Raw genomic sequence first — 15549 nt, forward strand, 5'->3', positions numbered from 1 at the left:
TCAGTCCGTGCCACCGAGCAGGTGTGCGGCGACCGGCAGCGCGCGCGCGCTCCACAGTGCGTACATCCGCGCCGACGGGTGCAGGCCGTCTTCGGCGATCATTGCCGGGTTGTCACCCTGGTCACGGCTGATGTCGGTGATGTCGACGAAGGCCACGTCCTGCTGGGTGCTGATCACCTCGGCCGCTGCGTTGAACTCGTCGGTCTCGATCTCGATGGTGGCCAGGTCGCGGCCGCTGCCGGCACCGAACGGCGTCGCGCCCCAGTCGGGGAAGGACAGCACCAGCACACGCCCGGGGCGGCCCCCGGCAAAGCCGATCGCCCGCTGAAGCAGGGCCTGGAACTGTACGCGGTACTCGTCCAGCGGACGGCCGCGGTACTGGTTGTTGACGCCGATCAGCAGGCTGACGAAATCGAACGGACCCTGGGGTGCGGCCGCATCGATGCCGGCGTCCAGCTCGTCGGTGGTCCAGCCGGTGGTGGCGATGGTCTGAGGGTCGGCCAGCGCCACATCCTGCGCACGCAGGGCGGCGGCCAGCTGGTGCGGCCAGCGGCCTTCGACGGCAACGGCTTCTCCGACGGTGTACGAGTCGCCCAGCGCCAGGTAGGAAAGCACCACCGCTCAGGCCACCGAACGGCGCGGCTTCAGCGGCACGACCTTGGTCGCGTCCTCGGCACGCCGGGCCAGCACGCGGTCGATGCGGGCGAACACATCGCGCATCACCGAGGCTTCCGGCAACAGGGTCACGCGGAAATGATGGCGGTAGGGCACGTTGAAGCTGGAACCCGGTACCACCAGCACGCCTTCGGTGTTCATCAGGTCCAGCGCGAAGTTGTGGTCGTCAAAGCCCTTGGCAGCGGCACCGACCACGGCCGGGAACGCATACAGCGCACCGGCCGGCGCGACCAGCGACAGGTGCTCGCTGGCTTCGCAGGCGTCGATCACCGCACGGCGGGTTTCATACAGGCGGCCACCCGGGGTGCACAGTTCGGAGATGGTGTCCGGGCCGTTCACTGCGGCCTCGATGGCGTACTGGCCCGGTACATTGGCGCACAGGCGCAGCGCGCCCAGCAGGTCCAGCGCGGCGCGGAAGTCGCCCAAGCGCGCGTCGTCGCCGCTGAGGTGGGCCCAGCCCACGCGCCAGCCGCAGGCACGGTGCACCTTGCTCAGGCCGCTGAAGGTCAGGCACGGATGGTCGCCGGCCAGCGGCGCGACCGGCTGGAACACCGCATCGTCGTACAGGATCTGGTCGTAGATCTCATCGACCAGCAACAGCAGGTTGTGGCGTCGTGCGATCTCGACCACGCGCTCCAGCAGTTCACGCGGGTAGCTGGCGCCGCTGGGGTTGTTCGGGTTGATCAGCACGATGGCGCGGGTGCGTGACGACACCAGTGTCTCGATCTCGCTCGGGTCCGGCTGGAAGCCGTTTTCGGCGGCGCAGCGGTAGTACACCGGTCGGCCATCGTTGAGGATGGTGGAGGCCGACCACAGCGGGTAGTCCGGCGACGGCACCAGCACCTCATCGCCCGGATTGAGCAGTGCGCGCAGCGACAGGTCGATCAGCTCGCTGACACCGTTGCCGACGAACACGCGGTCCGGGTGTGCATCCGGTGCGCCGCGGCGGGCGTAGTAATCGGCGATGGCTTCACGCGCCACCGGCAGGCCCTGCTGGTGGGTGTACGGGTCGGTGCGGCCCATGTCGTCGGCGATCGCGCGCTGCAGGTGCTCGGGTGCGCGGAAACCGAAGTTGCCCGGGTTGCCGATGTTGAGCTTGATCAGCTTGCGGCCCTGCGCCTCCAGCTCCCGCGCTCGCCGGGCCAGTTCTCCGCGGATCTCGTAGCGCACTTCGGAAAGGCGCTCGCGGATGGCCAGGGGCTTGGGCGAAAGGGTGGACATGGGGGCTGGGCCGTCAAAAGGCATGGGGATTCCATCCTACCGGAATTGCTGCAGTGCATGGCAACGGCTCCGCGCCTGCCATTGCTGGGCTGGCCGGGGGCCGTCACAGGTAGAATGGCGGCGATGACCCAGACCCCCGATTTCATCGCCCTGCAGACCATCGGCTGGCCCTGGCCGGGCCCGGCGCAGCAGGCCGACTGGCAGGCCATGATGGCCGCGCACCCGCAGGCCCGCCCGGCGCGGGTGATCGAGCAGCACCGGACCCATTACGTGGTGGCCGATGGCCCGGATGCGGCGATCAAAGCGGAGTCACTGCCGGAATGGCAGCGCCCGCGCTTCCCCAGCCACGAGCGGCCTGCAGTGGGCGACTGGGTGCTGCTGGACGGCATCCGCATCGTTGCGCTGCTGCCGCGTCGCACCGCGATCAAGCGTGGCGCGGCGGGCGAGCACTACCACCAGCAGGTGATCGCAGCGAACATCGATACGGTGTTCATCGTTTGTGGCCTGGATGCCGACTTCAATCCGCGCCGCATCGAGCGCTACCTGCTGCTGGTCGGCGGTGGCGGCGCCGAACCGGTGGTGGTGCTGACCAAGGCCGACCAGACCGAGTACAGCGAGGATGCGCTGGCGGTGCTGGAAGAACTGGAGATGCAGGGCATCGCGTTGCATGCGATCAACGGCCTGGATGCCGACAGTGTGGCGGTGCTGCAACCGTGGCTGGGCCCGGGCCGCACGGTGGTGCTGGTGGGCTCCTCCGGTGCCGGCAAATCCACGCTGACCAACACCCTGCTCGGCGAGCAGCGGATGAAGACCAACGCGGTGCGTGCCAACGATTCGCGCGGTCGCCACACCACCACCCATCGCGCGTTGATGCCGCTTCCGACCGGCGCCTGCCTGATCGACACCCCCGGCATGCGCGAGCTGAAACCGACCGGCGAAGAAACGCTGTCCGAAGGTGGCTTCGCCGACATCGAAGCGCTGGCCACGCAGTGCCGTTTCAACGACTGCAAGCACCAGCAGGAACCGGGCTGTGCTGTCCGCGCAGCGATCGACGCTGGCGAGATCGAAGAGAGCCGGCTGCTGAACTACTTCAAGCTGAAGGAAGAAGTGGCTGCCGCTGCCGCCAAGCTGGCGGTGCGCCAGGCCGAGACCGCGCAGGAACGTGGCGGCAGGAAGGGCAAGGGCCAGCAGTTCCGCCCGGCCGGAAAGCCGCGTAGGCGCTGACAGTGCGGCCGAGCGTGGGCTCGGCTCTACAAGAGATGCATCCCGGGACACCCTGTAGCGCCCGAGCCAACGCTCGGGCGGCGGCGCGCAGCGCCGGACATGGCAGGGCGCTATAGTCCGCGCATGGAACCGACCGCGACGCTGGACCGTGAGGTGGCCCACCATGCAGCGCTCGATGCGCGCCTGGTCGAGGCCGTGGGAGGCATCCGCCTGCTGGGGCTGACCAGCTGGCCTGCCACGCTGCAGGCCCCGTTCCTGGACAGCGTGGCACGTGGCCAGCCGGTGCTGCCGAAGGTGGATTACCCACGGCTGGACTTCAGCGAAGAACGTCGCGCGCTGGCTGCGATCGCCGCTGACTGCGACGACAGCCATCCGCTGGGCCACTACGTGCGCCAGTCGGCACAGAGCTGGGACCTGGCCGCGCAGCTGCTTGAGGGGCTGGGCACTGCCGCCGTCGATACCTGTTCGGTGCAGTTGTTCGGCGCGCCCGAGCAGCCGTTGCCAGGCAATGGCCCGAGCACGCGCGAAGCGGCGCGTCACTTCATCCAGATTGCTGCCGAACTCGATCACGAACTGCTGGCGCCGGAAGAGCAGGTGCCGGTCTCGGCCATTGCCCTGCAGCTGCAGCTGCAGAATGACCTGGATGCATTCTTCGAATCGCGCATCATCCAGGTGCAGCTCGATCCAGAGCTGGTGTCCAAGGCCGCTGCCGGACCGACCCGCATCCGCCTGCGCACCAGTGCGCGCTTCAGTGCCTACGACCGCGCGCAGCTGTTCCACCACGAAGCGCTGGTGCATTCGCTGACCGCCTTGAATGGCCGCGAACAACCGGTGCTGCCCAGCCTGGCGTTGTCCTCGCCGCGGGTGACGGCCACCCAGGAAGGGCTGGCGACGTTTGCCGAGCAGATCACCGGCAGTATCGACATCGAGCGCCTCAAGCGCATCAGCCTGCGCACTGAAGCGATTGCGATGGCACGCGAAGGCGCCGACTTCATCGAGGTATTCCGCTACTTCTGCGACGCGGGGCAGAACGCCGAAGAGAGTTTCGCCTCGGCGCAGCGCGTATTCCGCGGCGTACCGCCCCGTGGTGGCCTGGCCTTCACCAAGGACACGGTGTACCTGCGCGGCCTGGTGTCGGTGCATACCTTCTTCCGCCACATGCTGGCCGAGGACCGCCTGCAGGTCTGCCGCTGGTTGTTCGCGGGCAAGATGAGCCTGGCCGATGCGATCGCGTTCGCGCCGCTGTTCGAGGCGGGGGTGCTGAAGCCACCGCGCTGGCTGCCGCACTGGGTGAGCCGGGCGAACGGCCTGGCCGGCATGCTGGCGTTCTCGCTGTTCGCCAACCGGATACGGATGGACCAGCTGGCGCCGGAATGAAAGGCGTTGGCGGGATGAAGCGCTGGCGCCTTGATTGATATCGCTGGGCGGCGGTGGGACACCCTGTCCAGGACACGCCGTAAACCCCGCTTCGCGGTCCGGCCCAGCCGCTGGCGGCTGGGCGTTCGGGCGCTTGCGAAGCAGTGCTTCGCAAGCAAAGCGCCCTCACCCATGGGGGCTCGATCGGCGCATCCATGCGCCTCACGGTCCTGGCCAGGGGGTCCCACCGCCGCCAGACAGATTCCCGCGCGGGCGGCAGCACATCACCGCACCGAAGGGATTGCGCTTGAAAATCTTGAAAAGCAAAGAGCCGGGCAATGCCCGGCCCTTTGCTTTTGCTCTTCTTTGTCCTCCGCACCGTGGCGCGGGAAACCGTCGAGCAGGGTCGGATGGGCCGGCGCAGGACCGTTGGCGCCATGGATGGCGCCATCGAGCCCCCATGGATGGGTTTACGGCGTGTCCTGCGCCGGCCCATCCGGCCCTGCCCCGCAGCGGTAATCAAGACGCCGCGGGGCAACGCTTTCGATTTAGAACTCCGCCGCCACCGTCATGAACAGCTGCCGCGGTGCGCTCGCATGGATCGCATAGCGCGTGCCCTTCGGATCGGTCGGTGCGAACGAGCTCAGCTGGCCGGCGTAGCGCTTGTTGGTCAGGTTGGTCGCATTCAACGACACCCGAACGTTGCGCAGGCCCAGGCCCGGGCCGAAGTCGTAGCCTGCACCGGCGTCGAAGGTGGTCACGCCCGGCACCGACTGGTCGTTGGTGTAGGTGTAGTAGCGCTTGCCGGTGTACTTGGCACGCAGGCTGGCGAAGAAGCCATCGCGGTTCCAGCTGATCTCGCTGGAGGCCATGCGCTGCGGCGTATCCACCGTGATCTTGCCGGCCACCGGCACGATCGCGCCGCCCGAGGTGTAGTCATCCTCGTAGGTGGTCTTGTTCCAGGACAGCGCGTTGTACCACTGCAGGCCGTCGATCGGCTTGAGGATGAAGGTCAGTTCCGCGCCGTGGCTCTTCACCGAACCGACATTGATGAAGCGCGTTACGCACTCCGGACGCGTGCCGACTTCGATGCTGGAACACGGGTTCAGCGACAGCAGGCGGTTGTCGAACTTCACGTTGTAGGCCGCGATCGAGGCCTGGTACTTCTCGCCGAAGGTACGGAAGCCGGCTTCCAGGCTCTTGGACTTCTCCGGCTCCAGGCCGGCGCTGGCTGCGAACGATTCCGGCGACACCTGCAACGGGCCACCGCTGCCGCCACCGACGAAGGCGGCGATGTTCTCGGCGTACGAGGCGAACAGTTCATTGTTGGCGTTGAGCTTGAAGCCCAGGCCCACCTGCGGCAGCACCGACTTCTTGGCGGTCAGCGTGCCCGAAGCGATGCTGGTTTCCACGCCCGGCTGGGCGGTGGCGCGCATGCGGGTGTTCGGGCTCTTGATGCCCACGTCCACGGTCAGGCGCTGGTCGAGGAAGCGCATGCGGTCCTGCACGTAGAACTGGCGCGTGCGGATGTCGAAATCCTGGTTGAACAGCAGGCGGTCCGGGTTCTTCAGGTACAGGTCGTCCAGGAACGGGCCGCTGATGTAGTAGAAGTTGCGCGACACGTTATGGTCGTTCTGCTCGTACCACAGGCCGGCCTCCAGTTCGTGGATGCCCACCGTCCACGACAGCGCGGCGGTCACACCATCGCGGTTGATCGTGTAGTTGGTGCTGCGGATCGAAATCGGCAGCATCCTGTCGGTGCCCGGGTAGGACGGCTGGCCCGGTGCCCACCAGTGGCCCTGGCCACGGTTGTCGTGGTGGTAGGCCAGCAGCTTCAGGCGACCCTGCTCGCCCAGGCGCAGGTCGGCATCGACCGAATAGAGGTTGTCGTCGCGAAGTGCACGGCTCTGGTAGTACGCATCGTCGATGCTGTTGACGCCGCCGCTGAACCTGCAGCGCGCCTTGTTGTAGGTGCCCGGCGCGCAGTACGCAGCAGCGACGGCGCGGTCCCAGTCCGGTGCGTAGATGTTCCAGTCATAGCCCAGGCCGCGGGCCAGCATGTCCTTGGACAGGTAGGCGTAGTTGGCCTGGCTGGCGCGCGAGGTCGCCACGAACGCACCGAAACGGTGGTCGCCGATATTCCACACGGCCTTGGCGTTGAACTGGCGGGTGGTCTGGTTCTGGTACGGCGCGGCCCACATGTCCTGGTCCTGGTGCACGCCGGACACATAGGCCGAGAAGCCGTTGAGGTCGCCGGTGTCCACGCGCAGGTAGCCACGGCGCTGGTTGTTGTCGCCGACGGTGACGCTGGCGCGGCCACCGAATTCAGTGGACGGGTCCATCGAGAAATACTGGATGGTGCCGCCCAGGTTGCTGGTCGAAGCCACGCCCAGCGAACCGATGCCCTGCGACAGCTCGGCACCGGCCAGGTTCTCGGCAATGATCGCGCGGGCAATGCTCAGGCCGTTGTAGTTGCCGTAGCTGTTGTCACCCAGCGGGATGCCGTCCAGCGTATAGCCGAGGCGGCTCTTGTCGAAGCCGCGCAGGCTGATGGTCTGCGATTCTTCGTTCGCGCCGAAGGCATCGTTGGACTGCACCGACACGCCCGGGAGGCGGTCGAGGATTTTCTGGCCACTGGTGCCCGGCGGCAGCACCTGCTTGTCGACGGTGGTGATGCGCTGCACCTGGCGGGTCTCGCCCTGGCCGATCACGGAGACGGTATCCAGCGTCTGCGCGCTCAGCGCGGCATCGGTGCTGGCGCCGGTATCGGCGGTGGTGGCAGCGTGGGCGCTGGCGGCGGCGGAGAGCGCGATCGCCACGGCGATCGTCAGGTGTCGGGTCTGCATGGTGGTCCGTTGCATGGGGGGTGGTCACCGGCACGCGTGCGCGGTGCATGGCCACTATGCGAACGGAACATGAAACCTTCTTTACGAAAAACCAACGAACGGTGCAGGGCACCCGCACATGTCCCGCAGCCGAATAAAAAAGGGGCCGGATTCCCCTCGCAAGCGAAGGTTCACCGGCCCCGCGCACTCCGTGGGGGAGGCGGTCCACGCGTTGCGTGGAGGAGGGCTCAACCCATGTACAGGCCACCGTTGACCGGATAGTCGGCGCCGGTCACATACGAGGCTTCATCCGAGGCCAGCCACGCGCACAGGCCGGCCACTTCCTCGGGGCGGCCGAGGCGGCGCACCGGCACCGATGCGGCCAGCCGATCCAGGACGTCCGGCGGGAAGCTGCTGATCGCCTGGCTGGCGATGTAACCCGGCGACAGCGTGTTGACGGTAACGCCGCGCGAGGCCACTTCGGCGGCCAGTGCACGGCTGAAACCGTGCATCGCGGCCTTGGCGGTGGCGTAGTTCACCTGGCCGATCTGGCCCTTGTGGGCGCTGACCGAACCGATGTTGATGATGCGGCCCCAGCCACGCGTGGCCATCCCATCGACCACCTGCTTGGTCAGGTTGAACAGCGCATTGAGGTTAGAGGCGATCACCGCATTCCAGTCTTCCACCGTCATCTGCCGGAACAGCAGGTCGCGGCTGCCGCCGGAGTTGTTGACCAGCACGTCCACTTCACCGACTTCTGCGCGGACCTTGGCGAACGCGGCGCTGGTCGAGGCCCAGTCGGTGGCGTTGCCTTCGGAGGCGATGAAGTCGAAGCCCTGTTCGCGCTGCTCGCGCAGCCAGTTGGCCTTGCGCGGCGAGTTCGGCGCGCAGCCGGCAACCACGGTGTGGCCGCTGCGGGCCAGGCTCTGGCAGATGGCAGTGCCGACACTGCCCATTCCACTGGTGACGTAAGCGATTCGAAGCGTCATTGCAGAAGGCTCCTTGGCAAAGGGTCAGGCGGCGAGGGGGTAAAGGCCGAACAGCAGGCTGCCGATCATCAGCAGCATCGAGATGGCGATGGCCCACTTCAGGGTGAACTTCTGGTGGTCGGCGAATTCGACCTTGGCCAGGCCCACCAGCAGGTAGGTGGAGGGCACCAGCGGGCTGAGCAGGTGCACCGGCTGGCCGGCCAGCGAGGCGCGCGCCATTTCCACCGGGGTGATGCCGTAGTTGCCGGCGGCCTCGGACAGGATCGGCAGCACGCCGAAGTAGAACGCGTCGTTGGACATGAAGAAGGTGAACGGCATCGACGCCACGGCGGTGATCACCGCCAGGTACGGGCCCCACGACTCCGGAATCACCGCCAGGAAGCTGTGTGACATCGCCTCGACCATGCCGGTGTTGTTGAGGATGCCGGTGAAGATGCCCGCAGCGAAGATCAGCGACACCACCGACAGCACGTTGCCGGCATGGTTGACCACGCGGCGGCGCTGCTCGGCCAGGTTCGGGTAGTTGATCACCAGGGCGATGGCGAAGCCGACCATGAACAGCACCGGCATCGGCAGCACGCCGATGATCAGCGCGGTCATCAGCGCCACGGTCAGGGCCAGGTTGACCCACAGCAGCTTCGGACGCTTGATGTCCTCGGCGTCTTCCACGGTCGGCAGCGGATTGCTGTCATCGGACACGCTGTTGTCCATCCAGCTGCCGCCCTTGGGCAGGGTCACCACGCCAAGGCGACGGCGTTCCTTCAGGCCCAGGTACCAGGCCAGCAGCAGCACGCCGGCACAGGCGATCACCATCGACGGGATCAGCGGCACGAACACATCGGCCGGGTCCACGTGCAGCGCGGTGGCCGCGCGTGCGGTCGGGCCGCCCCACGGGGTCAGGTTCATCACGCCGCCGGCCAGGATGGTCACGCAGGTCATGTTCAGCGCGTTCATGCCGAGGCGCTGGTACAGCGGCAGCATCGCCGAGACGGTGATCATGTAGGTGGTCGAACCGTCGCCATCGAGCGAGATCAGCATCGCCAGCACCGCAGTGCCAAGCACGATCTTCATCGGGTCGCCCTTGACGAAGCGCAGGATCACCCTTACCAGCGGATCGAACAGGCCGGCGTCGATCATCACCCCGAAGTAGAGGATGGCGAACATCAGCATCACGCCGGTCGGCGCGATCTTCTTGATGCCCTCCAGCATCATCTCGTCGATGCCGGCACCGAAGCCGCCGATCAGCGCGAACAGGATGGGAATGGTGATCAGGGCCACCAGCGGCGACAACCGCTTGCTCATGATCAAGTACATGAATGTAATGACCATGCCAAAGCCGAGGATGCTCAGCATCATCTGCGGACTCCTTGCGAAAACAGGATGTGGGGGAGTGGAAGGGGGCCGGGTGGTTTGCCCGGCACAGCTGGCTTAGAAGTCGTACTGCAGGCGGCCGGTGACCGCGCGCGTGCGGTCCACCGTGACTCCGGCCAGGCGGTCGCGGTTGCGGCTTTCGATCACGTTGAGCATGAAGCGCAGGTTGTCGCGCAGGTACCAGTTGCCACCCAGCGTCCAGGCTTCGGTGCTGCCACGGCGCAGGTCCGGCGCGCCATCGAGGTGCTGCGCGCCCCACATCTGGTCGTAACGCAGCGCTACTTCGAAGGCCCCAGCCTTGTGGCGGATGTCCTTGACCCGTGCGAAGCGGCCGGTCTTGCGGTCGTAGGCACGGCTTTCGCCGGTGACGAACCAGCTGAGCATGCCGTAGGCCGCCATCACGTCGCCGCGCTGGGCGCCGTCATCGAAGGTGGCGCCACTGAACTCGCCCTGCCACGACAGCGGGCCGCGCACCTGCGCGTATTCCAGCGACCACTTGTTGACGTCGGTATCGCGGCCGGCGGAGAAGTCGACCAGGGTCAGGCGGCTGTTGTCGGACAGGTGGCCGGCCGGGCGCGGACGGATGCGCAGGCCGGGCACGCCGTTGGCACCCGGGTTGTCGTAGGCCTCGCGGGCCAGCGACAGGCCCAGGTGCAGCACGTCACCGTCGCTGGGCGTGGGCGCCCAGGTGACGCGACCACCCGCCGCGCGGCCCTTCACCTGCCAGGCGTCGATGCTCTCCAGGCTGTAGAGGCTGGCCGCCCAGGTGAAATCCCCCGGATTGGCCTGCCAGGACGCACCCAGGCGGTACAGCGGCGCCAGCGTGGTGCCGGCGTTGCCGCGCTCCAGGAAGCTGCCGTAGTTGGAGCTGGTACGGTCATCCAGCGAGAAGTACTGCTTGAACTGGCCGACGGTCAGCTTGCCGGCCTCGCCGAAGCTGCGTGCCAGGTAGACATCCTTGGCCTCGACGCGGTCGCCGGAGAAGTCGGCTTCCAGCTTGTAGTCGACCACGAAGAACTTGCCGGACACGTCCAGCCAGGCGCGACGGATCTCGGTGTCGTCCTTGTTCGGGGTGCCGCGGTTGTCGTTGTCGAAGGTGGCGAAGTCCAGGTGCAGGCGGCCACCGAGGGTGGCGGTGACCGGGCGGTCGTCTTCGGCAGCGAAGGCCGGCGCCGACAGGGCAGCCAGCGCCATCATGGCGGCAGGACGCCGCCAGGCAAACGTGAATTCCACAAACCCTCCCAGGTGCGCGCCAGGCGCGCGGCAATCGTGGGCACCGGACGGTGCGCGGCCGCAGTCTGGGTCGGGCAAGCTGTCATCGTCCTGTCAGTGGTTTGTGCGGTGCAGCGTAAACGACCGCCGGGCACCGCCCTGTGCTACCCATGCGATGTATCCCGGTAGCGCCGGTCCATGACCGGCGGGCGGACCCGGCGGCATGCGGTAGCATTCGGTTCCCCTCCCACCCGTGTGCCCATGCGCCTGCTGCTGGTCGAAGACAACCCGGATCTGGCCGATGCGATCATCCGCCGGATGCGCCGCAGCGGGCACGCCGTGGACTGGCAGGCCGATGGCCTGGCCGCCGCCAGCGTGCTGCGTTACCAGAGCTTCGACCTGGTGGTGCTGGACATCGGCCTGCCCAAGCTCGATGGCCTGCGCGTGCTGGCCGGCATGCGCGAGCGCGGTGACAGCACGCCGGTGCTGATGCTGACCGCGCGCGATGGCATCGAGGATCGCGTGCAGGCGCTGGATGTCGGTGCCGACGATTATCTGGGCAAGCCGTTCGATTTCCGCGAGTTCGAAGCGCGCTGCCGCGTGCTGCTGCGGCGTGCGCGTGGCCAGGCCAGCGAAGTGGTGCAGATCGGCGGCTTCCAGTTCGACAACGCTGCGCACCGGGTCAGCCTCGACGGCGAACCGATCGAACTGCCCAACCGCGAGTACCGCCTGCTGGAGATCCTGGTCGGGCGCCTCGGCCAAGTGGTCGGCAAGGATGAGATCGGCAACGGCCTGTTCGGTTTCGATGACGAAGCGGGCCCGAATGCCATCGAGTTGTATGTTGGTCGCCTGAGAAAGAAGCTGGCGGGCGCACCGCTGCGCATCACCACGGTGCGCGGTGTCGGCTATCTGCTGGAGGCCAGCGATACCCATGCCGACGCCGATGGCTGACGCGCGCGCTGCGACTGCGGCGCCGGGTTCGCTGCGGCGCACGCTGCTGCTCTATCTCGGCGTGCTGCTGGCGGTGTTCGCGGTGGCCCTGCTGTTCGCCGCACGCGATTACGGCCAGCGTGCCGCCAACCGTTCCTACGATCACCTGCTGGTGTCCTCGGCACTGTCCATCGCCGATTCGGTGGCGCTGGTCGATGGGCAGTGGCAGGTCGATCTGCCGTATGCGGCGCTGGACCTGTTGGCGATGGCGCCGGAGGACCGCGTGTTCTATCGCGTGGCCGACAGCCGCGGCACGCTGATCACCGGCTACGATGACCTGCCGGCAGCGCCGCGCCGGCCCGGTACCCAGCCGCAGCTGTTCGATGCCACCTACAGCGGCGAGACCGTGCGCTTCGTGGTGGTCGGCCGCAGCTTCGCCGCTGCCTCGGCGCAGGGCGAGGTGCAGGTCCAGGTCGGCCAGACCCGGCGTGCGCGTGAAGCGGTCGCGCAGGACATGGTCAATCGCGCGTTGCTGGCGATCGGCGTGCTGTCCGGGCTGCTGCTGGCACTGGTGGCGTTCGGCGTGCATCGCGCATTCCGGCCGCTGGTGCGGGTGGAGCGCGAGCTGTCGCGACGGGAGCCGTCCGACCTGAAGCCGCTGGATGCCCGCGTTCCGCGCGAGATGGACCAGATGGTGGCGGCGCTGAACCGCTTCATGGAACGCCTGTCCAGCAGCAACGAGACACTGCGCGCGTTCATGGCCGAGGCTGCGCATCAGATGCGCACGCCGCTGGCGGCATTGCGCGCACAGGCACAGCTGGCGCTGGATGATGACGATCCGGAGGACATGCGGCGCAGCCTGCAGGCGATCGAGCGCAACGCCACCCATATGAGCCGGCTGCTGAACCAGCTGCTCAGCGATGCCAGCGTGATCCATCGTTCGCATCTGCAGCGCTTTGCAGCGGTGGACCTGGCCGAGACCGTGCACCAGGCCCTGCATGAAGCGCTGCCGCAGGCCGGTCCGGCGCCGCGCGTGCAGTTGGCGATGACCGCCGAACCGGCATTGGTGCACGGCGATGCGCTGCTGCTGCGCGAGGCGATCAAGAACCTGGTCGACAACGCACTGAAGTACGGCGGTGACGGCGACTTGCAGATTGCCCTTACCGTGGAAGGCGAGCAGGCCGTGCTGACCATCGCCGACCACGGCGCGGGCATCGCCCCGGCCGATGCCGAGCGCGTATTCGAGCGTTTCGCCCGTGGCGAAGGCGCGCCCTCCGGTGGTGCCGGGCTGGGCCTGGCCATCGTCAAGCGCGTGGTCGACAGCCATGGCGGCCGCATTGACCTGAGCAACCGCCCGCAGGGCGGGCTGGTCGCCACCATCCGCCTGCCCCGGAGCAGTCCATGATCCGCTTGTTCGCCACGACTGTTGCGCTGCTGCTGGCCCTGCCGGTGTTGGCCGCGCCCGGCGATGTGCGCCGTTTTCCCGCACAGGGAGCGGCCACCGCTCAGCTGCGCATCCACGGCACCACCGACATCGAAGTGTTCGCGGTGGTCATCGCCGACTACCAGCGCCTGCACCCCGGCACCGAGGTGGTGTACGAGGACATCATCACCCAGGACCTGTACGCGCGCTACCTGCACGACCGTGCCGGGCCGGCATCGCCGGACCTGCTGATCTCCAGCGGCATGGACCTGCAGACCAAGCTGGTCAACGATGGCCATGCGCTGCCGCATCGCTCGGCGCAGACCGCGGCGCTGCCGGCGTGGGCGCAATGGCGCAGCGAGGCGTTCGGCATCAGCTACGAGCCGGTGGTGATGGTCTACAACACCCGCGCACTGCCGGCGGCTAATGTGCCGCACACGCGCCGCCAGCTGCTGGACCGGCTGCGTGCTGAAGGTGCACCCCTGCGCGGCAGGGTCGGCACCTATGACATCGAGCGCAGCAGCGTCGGCTACCTGTTGGCGACCCAGGACGCGCAGCGCGGCAGCATTGCCGGCGCGCTGCTGGGCGCGCTCGGCGACAACGACGTGGTGCGCGAGGAGCGCACCGGCGTGCTGCTGGACCAGGTGGCCAGTGGCCAGCTGTCGCTGGTCTACAACGTGCTTGGCTCCTACGCGCAGGCGCGCGTTGATGCCGGCGCGCCGCTGGGCATTGTGGAGCCCGAGGACTACACGCTGGTGGTGCTGCGTACCGCAGTGATCCCGCGTACCGGCCCACACCCGGAAGAAGCCCGGCGCTTCCTTGACTACCTGCTGTCGCCACGCGGCCAGCAGGTGCTGTCGCGCGAGGCACGGCTGATGCCGATCGTGACCGGCAGCGCGCGCGGCGATGATGCGCCGGGCCGCAGCCGCCGCCCGATCCAGCTGGGTCCGGGCCTGCTGGTGTATCTGGACGCGCTCAAGCGTCGCCAGTTTCTCGATGCCTGGCGCAGCAGCGTCGAGCCGGCCGGGCGCTGAGGCGGCGACCTGCCCGTACAATGGCGGTATGAGCGAATACACCATCCTGATCGCCGATGACCACCCGCTGCTGCGTTCGGCGGTGGTGCAGTCCTTGCGGCAGAGCCTGCCGTTGGCACAGGTGCGCGAGGTTGCGAGCGCCGAGGCATTGGCCGAGACGCTCGACGCGCAGCCGGACGTGGACCTGGTGCTGCTCGACCTGACCATGCCTGGCGCGCACGGCTTTTCCGCGCTGCTGCACGTGCGTGGCTCGCATCCCGACATTCCGGTGGTGATCCTATCGTCCAACGACCATCCGCGGGTGATCCGCCGTGCCCAGCAGTTCGGCGCGGCCGGCTTCATCCCGAAGTCGGCCCCGGCCGAGACCATCGGCGAGGCCGTGCAGGCGGTGCTCGATGGTGGCCTGTGGTTCCCGGCGATGGCCGCCGAGCGTTCTGAGGCCGATGCACTGCTGGCCAGCCGCCTGGCGCAGCTGACCCCGCAGCAGTTCCGCGTGCTGCTGTGCCTAGCCGATGGCCTGCTCAACAAGCAGATCGCCTACGAGCTGGGCCTGGCCGAGAACACGGTGAAGGTGCACGTCACTGCCATCCTGAAGAAGCTCGAATGCCATAGCCGCACGCAGGCGGCGGTGCTGGTGAAGGCGCTGGAACCGGAAGGCGACCCGCGGGCAGGGATGGACGGCTGACCTGGGCAGGGCACTTGGCTCTCGGTGAGAGCATTCTGAGCTGCTCGAATCAACTGCGCCAACGCGAAAATGGAGTCTGGCCCGTCAGTTGCCGCTGATCGAACTTATCTGCGGGTCGATCGAAAAGATGAACCTGTTCTCGTATCCCATCCAGGAATGCTCAGACGCTTCGGCATAGCTGTAAGTGGGAGAGGATGCATCTGACGCAAACCTGTGACCCCACGCCTCATGATCCGCGCTGCTTCGGGTCCGGGCGATACCGATGCAGATGCTCAGGCCACACGAAAAGCGTTCAAGTACACCTTCTTGACCGATTGCACGTTCAAGTGATGATCGATAGTGCCGGGTCAGGTCCTGCGCCTCGGGGCTGGAAGCTGCATCCTGCGTCATGCGGTTGATCGCATCCGACATGTTTCTGCTTGACTGCAGGAGGCCCTCGGCGGCCAGGATCGAGATGCCGTCCTTGAACATGAGTGCGGATTCTGACCGAAGAAGCGCGAGCGAAGACGCTGCGCGATGCGTGGCCGCTGTCGGAATGCCGGGGTTCGGCGAGGCGTCCGCATTCGATATGGCTGGAGGAGCCTGTGCTTCTGTCGCGGCCCTC

The 15549-nt window shown here is 67.3% G+C and carries 13 protein-coding genes; 6 read left to right on the top strand and 7 right to left on the bottom strand.

What is annotated here, in order from left to right:
* Positions 1 to 618: an SGNH/GDSL hydrolase family protein gene (locus AC5P74_RS03055; protein ID WP_329843325.1), complete on the bottom strand. Its 618-nt coding sequence runs from the start codon at positions 616 to 618 to the stop codon at positions 1 to 3.
* Between the two features lie 3 nt (positions 619 to 621).
* Positions 622 to 1896 carry a pyridoxal phosphate-dependent aminotransferase gene (locus AC5P74_RS03060; RefSeq protein ID WP_053501004.1) on the bottom strand — a complete coding sequence of 425 codons (1275 nt, stop codon included), beginning with the start codon at positions 1894 to 1896 and terminating at the stop codon, positions 622 to 624.
* 114 nt (positions 1897 to 2010) lie between these two features.
* On the opposite strand from AC5P74_RS03060, the gene rsgA reads away from it, so the two are divergent.
* Positions 2011 to 3120: a ribosome small subunit-dependent GTPase A gene (gene rsgA / locus AC5P74_RS03065; protein WP_053501006.1), complete on the top strand. Its 1110-nt coding sequence runs from the start codon at positions 2011 to 2013 to the stop codon at positions 3118 to 3120.
* A gap of 123 nt (positions 3121 to 3243) precedes the next feature.
* A complete protein-coding gene (locus AC5P74_RS03070) occupies positions 3244 to 4497 on the top strand; it encodes a flavohemoglobin expression-modulating QEGLA motif protein (RefSeq protein WP_053501008.1) in 1254 nt (417 codons plus the stop codon).
* A gap of 527 nt (positions 4498 to 5024) precedes the next feature.
* Here AC5P74_RS03070 and AC5P74_RS03075 read toward each other — a convergent pair.
* The 4 genes from AC5P74_RS03075 to AC5P74_RS03090 form a co-directional block, all read right to left on the bottom strand.
* Positions 5025 to 7322, bottom strand: coding sequence for a TonB-dependent receptor (locus tag AC5P74_RS03075; protein ID WP_346608100.1), 2298 nt, complete (start codon positions 7320 to 7322; stop codon positions 5025 to 5027).
* Positions 7323 to 7549: 227 nt separating this feature from the next.
* Positions 7550 to 8290 (bottom strand): acetoacetyl-CoA reductase, encoded by a 741-nt coding sequence (gene phbB, locus AC5P74_RS03080; RefSeq protein ID WP_005419193.1) that lies wholly within the window; start codon positions 8288 to 8290, stop codon positions 7550 to 7552.
* 24 nt (positions 8291 to 8314) lie between these two features.
* On the bottom strand, positions 8315 to 9643 hold the full coding sequence (locus AC5P74_RS03085) for a CitMHS family transporter (protein ID WP_005419191.1): 1329 nt from the start codon (positions 9641 to 9643) through the stop codon (positions 8315 to 8317).
* Positions 9644 to 9718: 75 nt separating this feature from the next.
* Positions 9719 to 10858 carry an OprO/OprP family phosphate-selective porin gene (locus AC5P74_RS03090; protein WP_070489913.1) on the bottom strand — a complete coding sequence of 380 codons (1140 nt, stop codon included), beginning with the start codon at positions 10856 to 10858 and terminating at the stop codon, positions 9719 to 9721.
* Between the two features lie 276 nt (positions 10859 to 11134).
* Between AC5P74_RS03090 and AC5P74_RS03095 the strand changes: the two genes are divergently transcribed.
* The 4 genes from AC5P74_RS03095 to AC5P74_RS03110 are packed head-to-tail and all read left to right on the top strand — an operon-like array spanning position 11135 to position 14945.
* Complete coding sequence (locus tag AC5P74_RS03095; RefSeq protein ID WP_005419188.1) at positions 11135 to 11824, top strand: response regulator transcription factor; 690 nt, start codon at positions 11135 to 11137, stop codon at positions 11822 to 11824.
* Positions 11817 to 13208, top strand: coding sequence for a sensor histidine kinase (locus AC5P74_RS03100; RefSeq protein WP_032954514.1), 1392 nt, complete (start codon positions 11817 to 11819; stop codon positions 13206 to 13208). The genes AC5P74_RS03095 and AC5P74_RS03100 overlap by 8 nt, the downstream gene beginning before the upstream one ends.
* Positions 13205 to 14260 carry an ABC transporter substrate-binding protein gene (locus tag AC5P74_RS03105; protein WP_495204794.1) on the top strand — a complete coding sequence of 352 codons (1056 nt, stop codon included), beginning with the start codon at positions 13205 to 13207 and terminating at the stop codon, positions 14258 to 14260. The genes AC5P74_RS03100 and AC5P74_RS03105 overlap by 4 nt, the downstream gene beginning before the upstream one ends.
* Before the next feature lie 28 nt (positions 14261 to 14288).
* Complete coding sequence (locus AC5P74_RS03110) at positions 14289 to 14945, top strand: response regulator (protein ID WP_069139222.1); 657 nt, start codon at positions 14289 to 14291, stop codon at positions 14943 to 14945.
* A gap of 84 nt (positions 14946 to 15029) precedes the next feature.
* Here the strand turns inward: AC5P74_RS03110 and AC5P74_RS03115 are convergent, their stop codons facing one another.
* Complete coding sequence (locus AC5P74_RS03115; protein WP_206620412.1) at positions 15030 to 15416, bottom strand: hypothetical protein; 387 nt, start codon at positions 15414 to 15416, stop codon at positions 15030 to 15032.
* Positions 15417 to 15549: the final 133 nt, after the last annotated feature.

This window comes from Stenotrophomonas sp. YJH_SMC_94-11 (assembly GCF_059370435.1).

Bases quoted from the DNA above. Each gene is read 5' to 3' on its own strand.
- AC5P74_RS03060 (WP_053501004.1), bottom strand. From the start codon at position 1,896: ATGTCCACCCTTTCGCCCAAGCCCCTGGCCATCCGCGAGCGCCTTTCC.
- rsgA (WP_053501006.1), top strand. From the start codon at position 2,011: ATGGCGGCGATGACCCAGACCCCCGATTTCATCGCCCTGCAGACCATC.
- AC5P74_RS03070 (WP_053501008.1), top strand. From the start codon at position 3,244: ATGGAACCGACCGCGACGCTGGACCGTGAGGTGGCCCACCATGCAGCG.
- AC5P74_RS03075 (WP_346608100.1), bottom strand. From the start codon at position 7,322: ATGCAGACCCGACACCTGACGATCGCCGTGGCGATCGCGCTCTCCGCC.
- phbB (WP_005419193.1), bottom strand. From the start codon at position 8,290: ATGACGCTTCGAATCGCTTACGTCACCAGTGGAATGGGCAGTGTCGGC.
- AC5P74_RS03085 (WP_005419191.1), bottom strand. From the start codon at position 9,643: ATGCTGAGCATCCTCGGCTTTGGCATGGTCATTACATTCATGTACTTG.
- AC5P74_RS03090 (WP_070489913.1), bottom strand. From the start codon at position 10,858: ATGATGGCGCTGGCTGCCCTGTCGGCGCCGGCCTTCGCTGCCGAAGAC.
- AC5P74_RS03095 (WP_005419188.1), top strand. From the start codon at position 11,135: ATGCGCCTGCTGCTGGTCGAAGACAACCCGGATCTGGCCGATGCGATC.
- AC5P74_RS03100 (WP_032954514.1), top strand. From the start codon at position 11,817: ATGGCTGACGCGCGCGCTGCGACTGCGGCGCCGGGTTCGCTGCGGCGC.
- AC5P74_RS03105 (WP_495204794.1), top strand. From the start codon at position 13,205: ATGATCCGCTTGTTCGCCACGACTGTTGCGCTGCTGCTGGCCCTGCCG.
- AC5P74_RS03110 (WP_069139222.1), top strand. From the start codon at position 14,289: ATGAGCGAATACACCATCCTGATCGCCGATGACCACCCGCTGCTGCGT.
- AC5P74_RS03115 (WP_206620412.1), bottom strand. From the start codon at position 15,416: ATGTTCAAGGACGGCATCTCGATCCTGGCCGCCGAGGGCCTCCTGCAG.